The 16,502-nt window shown below is 53.1% G+C and carries 15 protein-coding genes; 6 read left to right on the forward strand and 9 right to left on the reverse strand.

Annotated elements, in window-relative coordinates:
- Positions 1-9: 9 nt before the first annotated feature.
- The 5 genes from FFI90_RS04615 to gloB form a co-directional block, all read right to left on the reverse strand.
- On the reverse strand, positions 10-1,035 hold the full coding sequence (locus tag FFI90_RS04615) for an ABC transporter permease (protein WP_144776729.1): 1,026 nt from the start codon (positions 1,033-1,035) through the stop codon (positions 10-12).
- 1 nt (position 1,036) lies between these two features.
- Positions 1,037-2,122, reverse strand: a complete 1,086-nt coding sequence (locus FFI90_RS04620; RefSeq protein WP_144776730.1) for a microcin C ABC transporter permease YejB — start codon at positions 2,120-2,122, stop codon at positions 1,037-1,039.
- A 15-nt stretch (positions 2,123-2,137) separates the two neighbouring features.
- Positions 2,138-3,979, reverse strand: a complete 1,842-nt coding sequence (locus FFI90_RS04625) for an extracellular solute-binding protein (RefSeq protein ID WP_144776731.1) — start codon at positions 3,977-3,979, stop codon at positions 2,138-2,140.
- Positions 3,980-4,100: 121 nt separating this feature from the next.
- On the reverse strand, positions 4,101-5,810 hold the full coding sequence (locus FFI90_RS04630) for a lytic transglycosylase (protein ID WP_144777222.1): 1,710 nt from the start codon (positions 5,808-5,810) through the stop codon (positions 4,101-4,103).
- Positions 5,811-5,964: 154 nt separating this feature from the next.
- Positions 5,965-6,759, reverse strand: a complete 795-nt coding sequence (gene gloB, locus FFI90_RS04635; protein WP_144776732.1) for a hydroxyacylglutathione hydrolase — start codon at positions 6,757-6,759, stop codon at positions 5,965-5,967.
- A gap of 121 nt (positions 6,760-6,880) precedes the next feature.
- Between gloB and FFI90_RS04640 the strand changes: the two genes are divergently transcribed.
- The 4 genes from FFI90_RS04640 to FFI90_RS04655 all read left to right on the forward strand — a co-directional run bounded on the left by FFI90_RS04640 (position 6,881) and on the right by FFI90_RS04655 (position 10,832).
- Positions 6,881-7,672: a class I SAM-dependent methyltransferase gene (locus FFI90_RS04640; protein ID WP_144776733.1), complete on the forward strand. Its 792-nt coding sequence runs from the start codon at positions 6,881-6,883 to the stop codon at positions 7,670-7,672.
- 46 nt (positions 7,673-7,718) lie between these two features.
- Positions 7,719-8,162 (forward strand): ribonuclease HI, encoded by a 444-nt coding sequence (gene rnhA / locus FFI90_RS04645; protein WP_144776734.1) that lies wholly within the window; start codon positions 7,719-7,721, stop codon positions 8,160-8,162.
- A gap of 32 nt (positions 8,163-8,194) precedes the next feature.
- Positions 8,195-8,905, forward strand: coding sequence for a DNA polymerase III subunit epsilon (gene dnaQ / locus FFI90_RS04650; RefSeq protein ID WP_144776735.1), 711 nt, complete (start codon positions 8,195-8,197; stop codon positions 8,903-8,905).
- Positions 8,906-9,125: 220 nt separating this feature from the next.
- A complete protein-coding gene (locus FFI90_RS04655; protein WP_144776736.1) occupies positions 9,126-10,832 on the forward strand; it encodes a FimL-related protein in 1,707 nt (568 codons plus the stop codon).
- Between the two features lie 80 nt (positions 10,833-10,912).
- Here FFI90_RS04655 and FFI90_RS04660 read toward each other — a convergent pair whose 3' ends face one another.
- Positions 10,913-11,227: an SCP2 sterol-binding domain-containing protein gene (locus FFI90_RS04660; protein ID WP_144776737.1), complete on the reverse strand. Its 315-nt coding sequence runs from the start codon at positions 11,225-11,227 to the stop codon at positions 10,913-10,915.
- Positions 11,228-11,455: 228 nt separating this feature from the next.
- On the opposite strand from FFI90_RS04660, the gene sohB reads away from it, so the two are divergent.
- Both sohB and FFI90_RS04670 read left to right on the forward strand, forming a co-directional pair.
- The gene (gene sohB / locus FFI90_RS04665) at positions 11,456-12,520 is read left to right on the forward strand and encodes a protease SohB (protein ID WP_144776738.1); all 1,065 of its coding nucleotides are present in this window, start codon (positions 11,456-11,458) and stop codon (positions 12,518-12,520) included.
- A 22-nt stretch (positions 12,521-12,542) separates the two neighbouring features.
- Positions 12,543-13,541, forward strand: a complete 999-nt coding sequence (locus FFI90_RS04670) for a YhdH/YhfP family quinone oxidoreductase (RefSeq protein WP_144776739.1) — start codon at positions 12,543-12,545, stop codon at positions 13,539-13,541.
- 151 nt (positions 13,542-13,692) lie between these two features.
- Here FFI90_RS04670 and FFI90_RS04675 read toward each other — a convergent pair whose 3' ends face one another.
- From FFI90_RS04675 to FFI90_RS04685, 3 genes are all read right to left on the reverse strand, one after another.
- Entirely contained in the window at positions 13,693-14,199 is a 507-nt protein-coding gene (locus FFI90_RS04675; protein ID WP_144776740.1) for a DUF934 domain-containing protein, read from the reverse strand.
- The gene (locus FFI90_RS04680; RefSeq protein ID WP_144776741.1) at positions 14,192-15,844 is read right to left on the reverse strand and encodes a nitrite/sulfite reductase; all 1,653 of its coding nucleotides are present in this window, start codon (positions 15,842-15,844) and stop codon (positions 14,192-14,194) included. The genes FFI90_RS04675 and FFI90_RS04680 overlap by 8 nt, the downstream gene beginning before the upstream one ends.
- 411 nt (positions 15,845-16,255) lie before the next feature.
- Positions 16,256-16,495: a DUF2970 domain-containing protein gene (locus FFI90_RS04685; protein ID WP_144776742.1), complete on the reverse strand. Its 240-nt coding sequence runs from the start codon at positions 16,493-16,495 to the stop codon at positions 16,256-16,258.
- Positions 16,496-16,502 lie beyond the last annotated feature (7 nt).

The raw sequence follows: 16,502 nt of genomic DNA on the forward strand, positions 1-16,502 counted from the left end.
AGCTCGCTCTTATCCGCTTTTACGGGGGTCAAAGGCATCACGTACGGCTTCGCCCACGAAAACGAGCAGGGTCAGCATCAGTGAGAGGGAAACGAATGCCGAGATACCCAGCCAGGGGGCATGAAGGTTGGCTTTGCCCTGGGCGATCAGCTCACCCAGCGACGGTGAGCCGGATGGCAAGCCGAAGCCAAGGAAGTCCAGAGAGGTAAGGCCGGTAATTGCGCCGGTCAGAATAAACGGTAAAAACGTCAGCGTAGCCACCATGGCGTTGGGAAGGATGTGGCGGAACATGATCTTCCGGTTATCGAGACCGAGGGCCCTTGCCGCTTTCACGTATTCAAAATTCCGCGCTCTCAGAAATTCCGCTCGTACCACATCCACCAAACCCATCCAGCTGAACATCAACATGATACCGAGCAGCCACCAGAAGTTCGGCTGAACGATACCCGAGAGAATGATCAGGAGGTAGAGCACCGGTAAGCCTGACCAGATTTCGATAAACCGCTGGCCGATCAGATCGATCTTGCCGCCGTAAAAACCCTGTATAGCACCCACTATGACGCCAACAATGCAGCTGGCGATGGTCAGTGTCAGACCAAACAGTACGGATATGCGAAAGCCATAAATTACCCGGGCGGCTACGTCTCGCCCCTGATCATCTGTCCCCAGCCAGTTTTCGGCGCTGGGGGGGGGCGGTGAGGGCACATCAAGATCGTAGTTAATGGTGTCGTAACTGAAACGGATCGGTGGCCATAACATCCACCCCTTGTCGAGGATCTCGTCGGCAATGAATGGATCCCTGTAATCTGCGTCCGTGGGGAGAAAGCCGCCAAAGGTCTCCTCTGGCACGGTCTGTACTACCGGAAAATACAGCGTGTCCTGATAGGAGATCACCAGCGGTCTGTCGTTGGCGATCAGCTCTGCTACGAGCGTGAGCCCGAATACCGCCAGAAACACCCACAAAGACCAAAAGCCCCGACGGTTTTTGCGGAAATTACGCAAACGTCGTTGTTGAATGGGAGTCAGCGCCTTCATGTTACGCTCCCTCCCGGCTTTCGAAGTCTATGCGGGGATCTACCAGCACATAGGTGATGTCGCTGATCAGTTTGAGGGCCAGACCCATCAGCGTGAATATAAACAAGGTGCCGAAAATAACCGGGTAATCCCGGTTAAGAGCCGCTTCAAAGCCCAGCAGGCCGAGGCCGTCCAGTGAGAAAATGACCTCAATTAGCAAGGATCCGGTAAAGAACAGGGAAACGAGAACTCCCGGCAGGCTTGCGATCACAATCAACATGGCGTTACGGAACACATGCCCGTACAGAACCTGATTCTCGTCCAGGCCTTTGGCTCTGGCCGTCACGACATAGTGCTTACCAATCTCATCGAGAAAGGAATTCTTGGTAAGCAGCGTCAGTGTGGCAAAGCCGCCAATAACGTTGGCGGTTACCGGAAGCGCGAGATGCCAGAAATAGTCCCCGACTTGCTGATACCAGTCGAGCTGGTCAAAGTCCGAAGAGGTAAGACCGCGCAGGGGGAACCAGTCGAAGTAGCTGCCGCCGGCAAACAGCACAATCAGCAGAATAGCAAAAAGAAAACCCGGGATGGCATAGCCAATCACAATGGCGGAACTGCTCCAGACATCAAACCGGGAACCGTCGGAAACCGCTTTGCGGATGCCCAGAGGGATAGAGATGAAGTAGATAATGAGGGTAGACCAGAGCCCCAGTGAGATAGAAACGGGCATCTTGTCCAGAATCAGTTCGGTAACGCTTTTCTCCCGGAAGAAGGAATCGCCGAAATTAAAGGTGGCGTAGTCCTTGATCATTTTGAAAAAACGTTCATGAGCCGGTTTATCGAAGCCGTACATCACTTCAATTTCTTTCAGCATTTCATCGGGAATGCCACGGGAGCCGCGGCGATCCCCGGAAGCACTGGAAACTTCTCCACCTGTGTCGCCGCCAGTGGCCCTTGCGAGCGCGCTGCCGCCATGGCCTTCCATTTCTGCAATCAGTTGCTCAACCGGTCCGCCAGGGGCCGCCTGAACGATCACGAAGTTGAGCAGCAATATGCCGATGAGAGTAGGAATAATCAGCGCCAGGCGCCGGAGTATATAAATGCCCATTTAGCGGCAGCTTCCTCAGGGCTCAGCCCACCAGTTGTCGAGGTCGGTACCGTTTTTTGGGGTTGTTTCGGGATGCTTGAGATAGCTCCAGTAGGCCACACGATCTTTCGCCAGGTGCCAGTGAGGCACCACATAATGCCCGCTCAGCAGAACCCGGTCCAGAGCGCGGGTACGCTGTACCAACTCCCCCCGGTCTGGCGCCTGTATAACCAGGTTCACCAGTTCGTCAACGACAGGATCACTTACGCCAGCATAGTTACGGGAGCCGTTGGCATTTACGGTAGAGGAGTGCCAGTACTCGCGCTGTTCGTTCCCCGGGGAGTCTGACTGGCCGAAAACCTGAGTAATCATGTCAAAGTCGAATTCACGTACTCGCTGGACGTATTGATTGCTGTCCACCAGGCGAACAGACACGTCAATACCAAGCTTTTCCAGGTTGTTTTTGAAGGGCAGGACAACCCGTTCGAAGGTCTTCTGGAACAACAGCATCTCGAATTTCAGGGGCTTGCCTGTTTCTGCATGCACCATTTTGCCATTCCGAATTTCGTAACCGGCTGACCGCAACAGCTCCATAGCGGTTCGCAGGTTTGCTCGAAGCCCTTGCGTACCGTCGGTAGACGGTGCCTTAAACGGCTTGGTAAAAATATCCGCGCTCAGTTGATCCCGATAACCGTTCAGAATTTCCAGTTCCCGGCCGGATGGCAGGCCGGTTGAAGCGAGTTCGCTGTTCTCGAAATAGCTGTTGGTGCGGGCATATTGACCAAAAAACAGATTTTTGTTGGTCCAATCGAAATCAAAGCCGTAAGTCAGAGCTTCCCGGACTAGTGGATCACTGAAAACCTCTTTGCGGGTATTAAACACAAAACCCTGCATTCCGGTCGGGCGATGGTGTTCGAGAGCCTCTTTGATAATGGTGCCGTTGTCGAATTTGTCGCCGGTATAGGCTGTGGCCCAGTTTTTGGCGGACGTTTCCGCTCTGAAATCAAAGCTGCCGGCTTTGAATGCCTCTAATGCAACGGTGTCGTCGGTGTAGTAGTCATAGCGAATGCGATCAAAATTAAACCGCCCTTTGCGAACGGCGAGGTCCTTTGCCCAGTAATCATCAAGCCGTTCGTAAACGATGGAACGGCCTGCTTCAAAAGAACCAATCCGGTAAGCGCCACTACCAACGGGTGGGGTGAGGCCGTTCCTGCCAAACTCCCGGTCTTTCCAGTAATGGGCTGGCATAATCGGCATCTGGCCGAGAATAAGCGGCAGTTCCCGGTTGCTGGTTTGCTGAAAATCAAAACGAATCCGTTGGGGGCTCTCAACCGTTACCTTGCTCACATCAGCATAATAGTTCCGATAAAACGGATGGCCTTTCGTCGTAAGGGTTTCAAAGGAAAACTTCACATCTTCTGCGGTAATGGGCTCACCGTCCTGAAACCTCGCCGACGGCCGCAGGTTAAACACGACATAGCTCCGATCTTCAGGTGTTTCCAGCGACTCCGCTATGAGCCCGTACATGGAAAAAGCTTCGTCTGCCGAGTATTCAAGCAAGGTGTCGTAGAGGTAATTGCTAATCCCGGCCGCTGCAACACCGCGAATATCGAATGGATTGAAGGAGTCAAAGCCATTCGCCACCACGGCCATTTTCAGTGTGCCGCCTTTGGGCGCGTCGGGGTTTATGTAGTCGAAATGACTGAATCCTTCCGGGTATCGGGGTTCCCCGTGCATTGCAATGCCGTGAACAGCCTCTACTTGCGGCGCAGACGAATCAGCCGCTGTGTTACTGGCAAGAAGAACACCGGGGGAAGCCAGCAGGGCCAAGCTTGCAAAAAAGGATGTAAGACGTGAAGCAATAAGAATTCTTGTCATGGGTCTCGCACGTTCTGGAGTTTCAGGCCGGCACGGCGGGCATCCTGCCCGCCGCTCTTGTCCGCTAATTCTTTATGATTCTTATAGTTACTGAAAGTTCCGGCACCGTGAATGGCTGATCCTACGGGCTGTTCCGGATGTCGACGTAGAGTACCAGACTTTGCCCCGGTTGAAGATAACGCGAGGTGTTCAGATCGTTCCAGCTTGCAATGTCTCGCACATTCACCGAAAAACGGTTGGCGATGCGCGCAAGGGAGTCGCCCTTGCGAACCCGATATCCGACTTTACGAACCATGGCTTTACCACGGGCTCCTTCGGCAGATGCAAGTGTAGGCTGTGTGGTCTTGGACCAGATGACCAGTTCTTTACCGGGCATCAGTGGGTCTCCCGGAGCCATGCCGTTCCAGGCAGCGACCTGGCGTACAGAAACCCGATGCTCTCTGGCAATGTCCCAAAAAGTATCGCCACGGCGAACGGTATATCTAAGCTTGTTACCAGCACGCTTTTTCTCCTGTTTACGCTCGAGCCGCTTGGATGCGCTGAGAGCGTATGTGTCGGAGTTCTGGGAGGCGGAAGGTATCATCAGGCGCTGACCAATACGGATGAGGTCAGTATTAAGTTTGTTGACCTGTTGCAGCACCGCTGGTGTTGTCGAAAATTTCCGGGAGATTGTATTCAGACTGTCTCCGGACTTGACCACATAATTGCGCCATGAAACGCGCTTTGCAGCCGGGATCTCAGCCAACGCGGTGCGAAAGGCCTCGGCATTCTGATGGGGCACGAGTAGCCGATGTGGGCCGTCTGGTGAGGTGGCCCAGCGATTATAGGAAGGATTAAGAAGGTATATTTCGTCAATATCAACGCCCGCGAGTTCTGCAGCCTGGGCCAGGTCCAGTTGCCCGCCGGTTTCAACGATATCGAAATATGGCGCATCTATCAGAGCCGGGAGCTCAACACCGTAAGCTTCGGGGTTATCGAATATTTTCGCGAGGGCTATCAGCTTTGGAACGTAATGTCGGGTTTCCTGCGGCAACTGAAGCGACCAGAAGTCCTCAGGCTTGTTGCTTTTCCGGTTCCGTCGCATAGCGCTGGAAACCGTACCGCCGCCGCTGTTATAGGCAGCCAGGGCAAGAGTGTAGTCACCGCCAAAGCGGTTGGATAGTCGGTCCAGATAGGTGAGCGCTGCGTCCGTAGCCGCAATCACATCGCGGCGCTCATCGTGCCACCAGCTTTGGGTGAGGCCAAAATACTTACCGGTTGAAGGGATAAACTGCCAAAGGCCGGCAGCACGGCCGTGAGAATAGGCAAAGGGATCGAAGGCACTTTCAACGATGGGCAGCAATGCAAACTCGGCTGGCAGCCCACGCTCCTCGGTTTCGTTAACAATATGATGCAGGTAACGGCTTCCGCGCTCGACTACGCGATTGATATAGCCCGGGTGCTTTGCATACCAGTTCAGTTGATCTCTGACGCGCTTGCTGTCGACGTCGTGATCAAGGACGAAACCGGCTCGAAGACGGACCCATAAATCTGATTGTGCGAGCTCTTCACTGGCTGTTTTCGGCTCGGGGTTATCAAGCTTTTCCCGGGCTTCGCGTGCTGCAGCCTTGAGTTCAGGAGCCATGGCATCATCAAGTGGTTCATCACGAACAGCATCACTGTCTTCACCTGTTTCTACCGATTCCTTGAGACCTTCATCGCCGGCTGCGAGCGTCACCTCGTCCGAATCAAGAGGGTTTTTCGGCGCCACCTCAGCTGATAAATCAAAAGTGCTGCAGCCACTTGTCAATGCACCAATGAAGAGCAGAAGGGGCAATCGTTTAACCGGCATAGGCGATGTCCGACTCTGGGTTGTGACCGGGGTCATGTTTGAAAACCCGGCATATTTAATGAGTTACGAGCAAAAAGTTAAATGATTCTATGGGAGCTCGTTTCCAACGGTCAAGAAACCTCTCGTTACGGCGGTGAGAGGAATTGTTAACCGTTCAGAAATTATCCTTGCCGTGCCTTATAGCTGCAAAGATGTCGCTGTCTGAATCTGTGGGCAGGCCTTGTCTGGCGCCGTACTGTTTTGCTGCACTCACAACGACAGGGTCATCCCAACGCAGGAACGGGTTCAACCGTTTTTCATCTTCGAGTATCGAGGGTACCGTTGGTTTGCCGCTCTCCCTGAGGGTTTGGCAATGGCGCTCGAAGGCTTCGAGTTCGTTGTCATTCGGCAGCCAGCTTCGGGCAAAGCGGAGATTTGCCAGAGTGTATTCGTGTGCGCAGTAGACGGCAGCATTCCCAGGGAGTGCACGTATGGACTTAAGCGACTCAAGCATCTGAGCTGCCGTGCCTTCAAACAGGCGACCGCAGCCACACACGAAAAGGGTGTCGCCACAAAATAGGGCGGGGCGGCCAGCAATCTCGACATCGGTAAAGAACGCTATGTGATCCAGCGTGTGCCCCGGGACACTCAATACCTGAAACGTGACGCGCTCCCATACAACTTCATCGCCGGGACGGACATTGTTTGTGTTGCCTTTAAACGGCGATTCGGCGGGTCCGGTTACCCGGCAATCCGGGAAATCCTGGATCAGCGTCTTGACTCCGCCAACATGATCCGGGTGGTGATGAGTAACCAGAATGGTGTCCAGAGTGAGATCGTTTTTTGCAAGATGATCCTGTGCCGGCTTGGCCTGGCCCGGATCTACAATCAGCGCCTTACCCGTGTCGGTGTCTGCAAGGCACCAAATATAGTTATCACTGAACGCCGGGATGGCAGAGATGGTGAGCATCAGATGTCCCCGTTTATGCTTGGCAAGTGTGGCTGCTATGATAGAGCATTAAGCTCATGGCCCCAACAACCTCCGGACCAGGGGTTTTGAAGGGTTTTGTTAAAGCGGGAGTATAAGCAGTGTGAAGAAAAGCCAGAGTGTTGATTATCCGTCCCGCCTCGAGAGCTTTGAAAACTGGTTCCAGACGCCTCTTGGCCGCTCGATGCTGGCGGATCAACGTCGTTTCCTGGACCAAAAGCTTGCCTCTCTGACGGGTGCCAGACAGCTCCAGGTGAGCGTTAGCCATCGCATACCACTTACCAACGGCACAGATTTTTCGCAGAAAGTGATGACTACGCCAAAGTGGTTTACAAGCATTCCCGATGGGGTTGTTGTTTGCGATGCGGACGAATTGCCATTTCCCGGTGATTCCATGGACCTGGTTGTGCTGCATCATACTGCCGACTTTTCATCATACCCTCACCAGGCGCTCCGGGAGGCAACCCGGGTATTGCGAGGCGAGGGGATGATCGCTCTTGTTGGTTTTAATCCTTTAAGTGCCTGGGGCGCGCGCAGGTTGATTTCGCGACATCACGCAGGGCCATGGGGAGGGCGTTTTCTCTCGCGCGGGCGCATGGAGGACTGGCTCCATCTGTTGGGCTTCCAGGTTGACGTGTCAGTGACAAGGTTTTTCCGTTTGCCTCTGCAGCGCAGCGGTCGTAAAGCCTCAGGCAGGATTGGTGATCGCCTGACCGGTAATGGGCTCCTGCCAGTCGGAGCGTATTACTGTATCCTTGCGAAAAAAAGGGTATCTGCCCGCATTCCAAGGCGGCACGCATGGCGTCAGAATAACGTTATGGGAATACCGGGAACCGGAACCGTTAGTGCATCCAGAGGTTGCCCGCCGCAAAACCTGAACCACCCCGAAGACTGAACTGCCATTTGGAGCAGGCTATACCTATATACATGCAGGAGTTTCAATGTCCGAGAAGGTAATTCTGTATACCGATGGAGCCTGTAAAGGCAATCCGGGGCCTGGCGGATGGGGTGTCGTGCTCCGTTACGGCAATGCCCTGAAAACGATGCATGGCGGCGAGCGCCAAACCACCAATAATCGTATGGAACTGATGGCTGCCATCCAGGGCTTGAAGGCCTTGAAACGTGGCTGCGAGGTTGAGCTGTATACAGATTCCCAGTACGTGCGCAAAGGCATTACCGAGTGGCTTTCAGGTTGGAAACGCAACGGCTGGAAAACATCGGCGAAAAAACCGGTGAAAAACGATGACCTGTGGCGGGAACTTGATTCTGAAACCGCAAATCATAAGGTTAACTGGCATTGGGTAAAAGGCCATGCAGGTGTCCCGGATAACGAGCTCGCAGATGAGCTTGCCAACAAGGGTGTTGACGAATTAACCCGTAGCTGAACACGATTCAATCCCGAACCGGTGTGAATATTATGAGACAGATTGTACTGGACACAGAAACAACAGGTATTGATCCGGCAGAGGGACACCGGATCATCGAGATAGGCTGTGTGGAGATGATGGAGCGCCAGCCCACGGGGCGTAATTACCATGTCTATATCAACCCTGAACGAGAAGTTGAAGCAGAAGCCATTACCATTCACGGGATTACCAACGAATTTCTTGTAGATAAGCCAAAATTTGCAGAGATAGCAGACGAGTTTTTTGAGTTCATAAAAGGCGCCGAACTTGTCATTCACAACGCCGCGTTTGACGTGGGCTTTATGGATTCCGAATTTGGTCGAATCAAGCCGGTACGAAAAACTGCTGATCATTGTGGTGTTGTGGATTCCCTGGCAATTGCCAGGGCTAAGCACCCGGGACAAAAGAACAACCTGAACGCGTTGTGCAAACGCTATGGCGTTGATAACAGTAACCGGGAACTGCACGGCGCACTGCTGGACGCGGAGATTCTGGCGGACGTATACCTGCTGCTTACCGGCGGACAAACCGACTTGTCCCTGGATGCCGGTTCTGAAAACGGTGGTGGTGTAAGCGGGATTCGCAGGCTGAGCGCAGAGAGGCCTGCATTGGCGGTTGTACGGCCCACTGAAGCTGAGAACGAGGCGCATGAGGCTTTCATGTCCACTCTTGAAAAAAAGGCTGGAGGAACCGTCTGGAGCAAACTTGAAGGCGCAGAATGAGAACTGTGTCTGCCTGTACCAATTGTTACATTCCAGCTTTATTGAGGTACTTGAGTTTTATGTTATAAGTAATGATTAGTACGCCAGTTTTTCGGGTGCGTACATTAGTCGGAGAGGAAAACCGACTCATAATAAAAAGGTCTGGCATAGGTCTTTGGCAGGCTATAGCTCACATGGAAGACGTGGTCGTAGTTCTCCGCGGATTAACAGGAAGCGTTGTATGGTTCAATCGTCTCTGGCGACTAAATCGCAGTCGTTTGATCTGGTCAAAAGTGAAATAGAGCAGACCATCAAACAGGCTGAATCCAGTCTTGAACGCTTTCAGGAAAATCGAGAGAGTGGGGAAGACCTGCAAAATTGTCTGGATTATCTGAACCAACTTCGCGGTATTTTTATTCTGGTAGAGCTTCGTGGCGGCACACTGCTGTGCCAGGAAGCGGTCACCATGGCCAATGATGTGCCTGTTGGTGCAAACGACGATAAAAATATCCTCCTGACGACGCTGAGCAACGCCTTATTTATTCTTCGTCGTTACGTCGAGTATTACCACCAGCAGCGAGAAGATCACCCGGAACTCTTGCTGCCGGTCATCAACGAACTTCGCGAAGCTCGCCGTGAGAAGCCCTATCCCGAATCCCGCTTTTTTGAGGTTGATGTAAAGGAACGGCCGGACTTTTGTGGCAGCTTGTCGGTTGCTGCCTTCGAAGGCAATGAAGCAGACTACGAAATTGTTGCCCGGCGTATGCGCCTGACCTTTCAGGTTGCGCTGCTGGGTTTGCTACGTGACCGGAACCCTGTGGTTAGTCAGAAACTTTTCGGTCGCTCAGCACGGGGTTTTGTCCGCCTGTGCCAGGGAGCTCCAATGGGTCAAATGTGGTGCCTCGTTGCTATCGCAGCAGATACCATGCTGGACCGTGCGATGATTTTTACCAAAGCTCGCAAGCGTTTGTTCATGCGGATCGAAAAATACGCGCGGGAAGTGGTTTATGTCGGCAAAGTGGCTACCGCCAAAGATGCGCCGGACTCCCTCATTCGAGATCTGGTTTACCTGCTTTACCGTAGCGGCTCCGCAAACCCTGAAGTTAAGGAGGTTCTTTCCGCGTTCCATTTGACGCCTGCGGAGTTTCCCGATTCCATTCTTGAAGCTCATTCCCGCCGTCTCTACGGTCCGGGCACAGATGTGCTGAAATCCCTCTCCGAAGCCTTGCAGGACGAGTTGAATCAGCTCAAAGACAAGCTAGATATTATTGAGCGCGGTATTGAACCGGATCTGGCTGAGCTGTCATCCATTGCCGATACTCTTGAGCGTCTCGGCAACACTCTGGTTATGCTCGACCTGAATCGGCTAGCAACGATTGCCCGCGAAGAAGCCGTAAGGCTACGAGCATGGGAAGCAGAATCCCGACTGCCCGGTGAAGACGAATTATTCCGCCTTGCGGATTCTGTACTTGGTATCGAAGACGCCGTTATGCAGATCGTCAGTCGCGGCATCACGTCAGAAACCGATGCGCTGGCGGGAAGTGAGCGTAGCTGTGAAGAATCCATCTATTTAAGAGAAGCGGTATACGTGGTTGCGGACGAGGCACGGGGTGCTTTGACGCTTGCCAAGCGCGCCATCACTGCGTTTGTGGAATCGGATTATGACAAGCTCCATCTCGCCAATCTGCCCGCAACCTTGCACAGTATCTGGGGTGGGTTACAGATGGTGAGCGACTCTGGAGCAGCGCACGTGCTTGAGCGTGTTGCAGCTTCGATACAGGAGCGGTTACTGGATGCGCGTGAAGCACCTGAAACCCAGGTTCTGGAAGCACTGGCGGATGCCCTGACATCGCTTGAGTACTATATCGAAAGTATTGGTAAACGAGAGGAGAGCAACGCAGATTTGCTCAGATTGGCGGAGTCATCGCTGGATGATGTCGGCTTGTAACCTTTAGACCCGCTGGGGAAGTGCCAGATAGCAAAAAACCCGCATTGTACGCGGGTTTTTTTTGAGCTCAGCGGGGCTGATCAGCCCATGTTGAACAGCTCACCCAGCTTGGTAGCCAGCATCATGTCGCCTTCAGCGCGCAGCTGCCCAGCCATGAAAGCCTGCATGCCGTCAGTTTCGCCGGAAACAATACCTTGCAGGGTTTCGGAGTTCATGATCAGCGTTACGGAAGGGTCGGCGTGAGGGCCTTCATGCAGCGTGCATGTTCCGTCTTTGATGACCAGGTGGTGGGTCTTGTCATCTTCGATGTCAAATTGGAAAACCAGATCGAGGCCCTGAGCTGCGTCTGCGTTGAAATTCTGCTCGAGTTTTTGAAAGATTTGATCTACAGACATTATTTTACCCTTTGTGGTGGTTGTCTTGTCATGGTGGCGGCTTTACGTGCCTGGCTTTTAAAGCCTTGGCGGCAGCCGGGTAGAGCCGACTTCGCCTTTCGACTTTATGGGGAGACTGAATCACTGTCAAGCTCGATCGAACGCTTGTTTTAATTTTTATGCTCTGCTTATCACTAGAGTTTCGGTAAGTTACACTCTCGTGCTTGCTTAACTGGCTGGAGAAGCGATTTGGAGTTCCTGACGGATTACGGTTTGTTTTTGGCTAAAGTGATTACCTTTGTTATTGCAGCAATTGTGGTCGTGTCTATTATTGTCTCTGCTACCCAGAAAGAGAAGGGTGACCACGAAGACGACGGCGAGCTGCAAGTCCGCAAGCTCAACGAGAAATACCGCAAACTGCGCGAGTCCATTCAGGCGCGACTCATGTCAGAGCATGAGCAGAAAGCGTGGAGCAAGGCAAAAAAGAAAAAAGACAAAGCCGAAAAGAAAGCCGATAAAGCAAAGAAAACCGACGTGGACGCCCCTGAAGCCGCGCCGAAACGCATCTATGTACTGGATTTTGACGGCGACATTAAGGCCAGCGACACAGATCCGCTTCGCCGCGCTATATCTGCAGTACTCAGCGTTGCTGAGCCAGGTAAAGATGAGGTCGTGATTCGTCTCGAGAGCGGTGGAGGTTTGGTGCACGCCTATGGCCTTGCCGCGGCACAACTCGACAGGATCCGCAGCAAAGGCATCCACCTTACGGCCTGTGTCGATAAAGTGGCTGCAAGCGGCGGTTACATGATGGCTTGCGTTGCCGACAAGATTATCGCTTCGCCATTCGCTGTATTAGGCTCTATTGGTGTTGTAGCGCAGCTGCCCAATTTCCATCGGTTGCTCAAGAAGAATAACGTCGACTTTGAAATACTGACCGCCGGTGAGCACAAGCGTACGATGACCATCTTCGGTGAAAATACCGATAAAGGCCGGCAGAAATTTCTCGACGATCTGGAAGACACACATGGCTTGTTCAAGGATTACGTCAGTGAACGCAGGCCTGAACTCGACATAGCCGCTGTGGCTACCGGAGACATCTGGTTCGGAAAGCGGGCGCTGGATGTGAAGCTGATCGACGAGATCAAAACCTCCGACGAATATCTCATTGAAGCCTGCGACAGGGCAGATGTAGTCTCTGTCTCATTCCAGCGCAAACGCACCCTTCCCGAGAAACTAGGGCTGGCAACCAGTGCAGCGCTCGAACACACGGTATGGAGAGTCCTGAGTGCATTTCGCAACCAGAAAATCCAATAGCCAATAGCAAGCGGGGAAAATCATGACGAACAATACCCAATATAAAGCCTGGCGTGTTGAAGAGCAGGATGGCGACTATAAAGGCGCCGAACAGACCCTTGGCACCAAAGATCTCCCTGAGGGTGAGGTGCTGATAAAGGTCAGTCATTCTTCTCTCAACTATAAAGATGCACTCTCGGCCTCAGGCAATAAAGGTGTAACACGCACGTTCCCGCACACGCCGGGCATCGATGCCGCTGGGGAAGTCGTTGAATCCGCAACCGGAACACCTGCTGTTGGTAGCCCGGTTATTGTGACCGGCTATGACCTGGGGATGGGCACCGCTGGTGGTTTTGGTGAATACATCCGTGTTCCCTCTGCATGGTGCGTACCCATGCCAAGCGGCTGGAGTGCCAGCACGGCAATGATCTACGGCACCGCTGGCCTTACAGCAGGTCTGTGTGTACAAAAGCTTCTTACCATGGGTGCCAGGCCAGAGCAGGGCAAAGTAGCCGTTTCCGGCGCCTCAGGTGCAGTTGGCAGCGTTGCCGTAGAACTCCTCGCAAAGCTCGGCTTCGACGTCGTCGCGATCAGTGGCAAAGCCGATCACGAAGACAGCCTGAAAGAGCTAGGTGCTAGTGAGGTCGTTGGGCGAGATGCACTGGCGGAAGACAAGAAACCGATGCTGAAACCGGTATTTGGCAACGCTGTGGATACCGTTGGTGGCGCGCCCCTTGCTGAACTGCTGAAGCAGATACTACCCGGCGGCTCCGTTTCCTGCTGCGGCCTGGTGGCTGGCCCCCAGCTCCAGACCACGGTTCTCCCGTTCATCTTGCGTGGTGTGAACCTGTTGGGTGTAGATTCGGTGGAAATTCCGCTGGCAGAAAAAGAAGCTGTGTGGAAAAAGTTTGCGGGTGACTGGAAATGCCCGAAGGCCGAAGCTTCTGCGAAACGAATTGGCCGTGCTGACCTTGATGGCGCGCTGAAGGCGTTCCTGAAAGGCGAGTCAGCGGGAAAAATCGTCCTGGATCACGCGATCTGAAACGCCTAAGCTGAAGCTGCCAGAGCGGGGCCAGTAGTCAAAACTGTGCGTAGCCATGTGTGGCGGAGCCAAGCGTACACGGACGTATTCACAGCGTGTTTTGACTACTGGCCCCGTTCTGGTAGCAGACTCCGGGTTCCGGGCCAGAAACCTAAGAAGCCCGACGCCGAAACAAAGGCAAATCCGTATCCGTAGCAGCTTGATACCCCTGACTGAAGAAGTTCAGAGATCGCGCCGCCTTGCGGATATCCTTATCGGGCCGCAGCTCATAAGTATCAAAGCCGCAACGCTTCATAAACTGAAGTTGATCCAATAGCACATCTCCAATCGCCCGCAGCTCATTTTTAAACCCGAAGCGCTCCCTCAGCAAACGGCCAATGCTGTAACCCCGGCCATCGCTGAACTTGGGGAAGTTTACAGCGATCAACGGTAGCTCATTCACATGATCAGCCAGAATCTCGGGCTCATCATGGCTGTCAAACCACACGCCAATATCCTCTCTGCCAACAAAGTGCTCACGACCTGCCAGCCAGAGATCGGCCGGGATAAGTGCGCGTTGGTGGCCAGGGATGTTCAGCGATTCGCCACTATCAGGACGGGGAACCACAACCCACTGGTTCTGACGGATGCTGCCATCCCGGAAAATAATGTCAGGCATAAACCCGCTCCTTGAAAGGATCGATTCCAACACGACGATAAGTATCCAGGAAAGATTCCTCATCCGTGCGCTTGTTTACGTAAACATCAATGATCTTGGCGATCACATCGGGCATGTCATCCTGGGCAAAGGATGGCCCCAATATTTTTCCGATTGATGCATCATGCTGCGATGAGCCACCGAGACTCACCTGATAGAACTCCTGGCCCTTCTTGTCGACACCCAGAACACCAATGTTGCCGACGTGGTGATGGCCACAGGCGTTCATGCAGCCCGAAATATTCAAATCGATTTCGCCAAGGTCGTACAGGAAATCAAGATTATCAAAACGGCGCTGAATCGCGTCAGCCACAGGGATGGACTTGGCATTGGCCAAGGCGCAGAAATCGCCGCCCGGGCAGCAAATAATGTCCGTCAGCGTATTCAGGTTGGCTGTGCCGAAACCCATTGGGCCAAGCTCCTGCCAAAGCTCCAGAAGTCGATTCTGGGGCACATCTGCCAATACCACGTTCTGCTGGTGCGTTACTCGTACTTCTCCAAAGCTGAACTCATCTGCAAGATCCGCAATTTGCTCAAGCTGTCGGTCAGTAACGTCTCCCGGTGGGGTGCCGGTTTTTTTCATGGTCAGAGAAACAATGGCGTAGCCCGGCTTCTTGTGAGTGTCCACGTTGTGCTGTAGCCACTGATCAAAGCCACGATTTTCGAACCTTTGCTGTGCAAGCAGGTCGGTTGCATTATCCAGCGCCGCATAATCAGGCTCGGTGAAGTAGCCCTGAATGCGTTCAATGGCCTCAGGCGTCAGCCTGGTCGGTGAATCCTTGATGTGAGCCCATTCGGTTTCGACTTTCTCCGCAAAACCTTCCGGCGTCAAAGCTTTAACCAGAATCTTGATGCGGGCCTTGAACTTGTTATCGCGGCGACCATATCGGTTGTAGACCCTGAGAACAGCTTCAAGATAGGTAAGAAGGTCGAGTTCCGGCAGGAATTCACGAATAACAGGGGCCACCATTGGGGTGCGGCCAAGACCGCCACCGACGTGCACCCGGAATCCAAGCTCGCCAGCTTCATTACGAACAATTTGGAGCCCTATATCGTGCACCCGGATGGCGGCTCTGTCAGTTTGCTCAGAGGCATTTACGGCAACTTTGAACTTCCTGGGCAGAAACGCGAATTCCGGATGAAAGGTCGACCACTGCCGAATGATTTCACAGTAGGGCCGTGGATCCACCAATTCGTCCGATTGAACAGCCGCAAACTGGTCTGTTGTCGTGTTTCTGATGCAGTTTCCGCTGGTCTGGTTGGCGTGCATTTCAACTTCAGCCAGTTCCGCCAGAATGTCGGGAACGTCTTCCAGGTCTGGCCAGTTGAGCTGTACGTTCTGGCGCGTTGTGAAGTGAGCGTAGCCTTTGTCGTAATCCCGGGTAATCCGGGCCAAGCGGCGCAATTGAACAGAACGCAGCATGCCATAGGGCACACAGATGCGCAGCATGGGTGCAAGTCTCTGAATGTAAAGACCATTCTGAAGACGCAAAGGGAGAAACTCGTCCTCTGCCAGCTCTCCCGCCAGTGCCCGCGTGGTCTGGTCCCGGAATTGTGCAACCCGCTCGGCCATCATTTGCCGATCGTGCTCATCGTATACGTACATAAAGGAAAGTCCTGGGTAATATCGTCGTAACAGCATGCACCTGTAAGATTCCGGTTCAGGAACAAGAGGTGCGCCCGAAAATCGGGGCCTTATATCTGAAACGCAGGATAACAGCGGCTACTTATTCTAGAAACGATTATTTCAAGATATGTTTATCGATTGAAGCGATAAGGCGATGCATAAGGGGCTGGACGAATATCAATTTGATGCTTTAATGAGGAGGGAGAAAACACCAATTCCGGGTTTCATTCAAATTCAAATAGCAGGCACCGGTAGTTCGGGCCTCTGAACAAGGAGCAAGTAATGAAGAAGCTGATGCGATCAGACAGTCAGGTCGATGCGGTAGCGGCAGTGCTGCTGGTGACACTTGTAGTCGTATTCGCTGTGGTTTGGGTTTCCGGGCAGTAGTGGTTACTGCCCGGACAACACAATATTTACAACCAGAACGAGCGTGCCGATAAAGAGCGCAGTGAACAACAGGCCTCCAATAATGTAGGGCAACGGGCTGTGGCTCCCGAAATCCTCTTCGTGGCGCTTGTTGGATTGAACTCCCAAAGCGCCCGCAGCAACGCTCTGCATTACCTTCAAAACGCCGGGGCCTTGGGATTTTTTGTTTTTAGCCTTTTTTTCTGTATCAGGCGAATTTGCCATATAACCC

This window comes from Marinobacter maritimus (genome assembly GCF_007671675.1).
In the GTDB taxonomy this organism is placed as follows: domain Bacteria; phylum Pseudomonadota; class Gammaproteobacteria; order Pseudomonadales; family Oleiphilaceae; genus Marinobacter; species Marinobacter maritimus.

Bases quoted from the DNA above. Each gene is read 5' to 3' on its own strand.
- FFI90_RS04660 (WP_144776737.1), bottom strand. From the start codon at position 11,227: ATGTCTGTAGATCAAATCTTTCAAAAACTCGAGCAGAATTTCAACGCA.
- FFI90_RS04685 (WP_144776742.1), bottom strand. From the start codon at position 16,495: ATGGCAAATTCGCCTGATACAGAAAAAAAGGCTAAAAACAAAAAATCC.
- FFI90_RS04670 (WP_144776739.1), top strand. From the start codon at position 12,543: ATGACGAACAATACCCAATATAAAGCCTGGCGTGTTGAAGAGCAGGAT.
- FFI90_RS04680 (WP_144776741.1), bottom strand. From the start codon at position 15,844: ATGTACGTATACGATGAGCACGATCGGCAAATGATGGCCGAGCGGGTT.
- FFI90_RS04615 (WP_144776729.1), bottom strand. From the start codon at position 1,035: ATGAAGGCGCTGACTCCCATTCAACAACGACGTTTGCGTAATTTCCGC.
- FFI90_RS04630 (WP_144777222.1), bottom strand. From the start codon at position 5,810: ATGCCGGTTAAACGATTGCCCCTTCTGCTCTTCATTGGTGCATTGACA.
- FFI90_RS04655 (WP_144776736.1), top strand. From the start codon at position 9,126: ATGGTTCAATCGTCTCTGGCGACTAAATCGCAGTCGTTTGATCTGGTC.
- FFI90_RS04675 (WP_144776740.1), bottom strand. From the start codon at position 14,199: ATGCCTGACATTATTTTCCGGGATGGCAGCATCCGTCAGAACCAGTGG.
- gloB (WP_144776732.1), bottom strand. From the start codon at position 6,759: ATGCTCACCATCTCTGCCATCCCGGCGTTCAGTGATAACTATATTTGG.
- FFI90_RS04625 (WP_144776731.1), bottom strand. From the start codon at position 3,979: ATGACAAGAATTCTTATTGCTTCACGTCTTACATCCTTTTTTGCAAGC.
- FFI90_RS04620 (WP_144776730.1), bottom strand. From the start codon at position 2,122: ATGGGCATTTATATACTCCGGCGCCTGGCGCTGATTATTCCTACTCTC.
- dnaQ (WP_144776735.1), top strand. From the start codon at position 8,195: ATGAGACAGATTGTACTGGACACAGAAACAACAGGTATTGATCCGGCA.
- rnhA (WP_144776734.1), top strand. From the start codon at position 7,719: ATGTCCGAGAAGGTAATTCTGTATACCGATGGAGCCTGTAAAGGCAAT.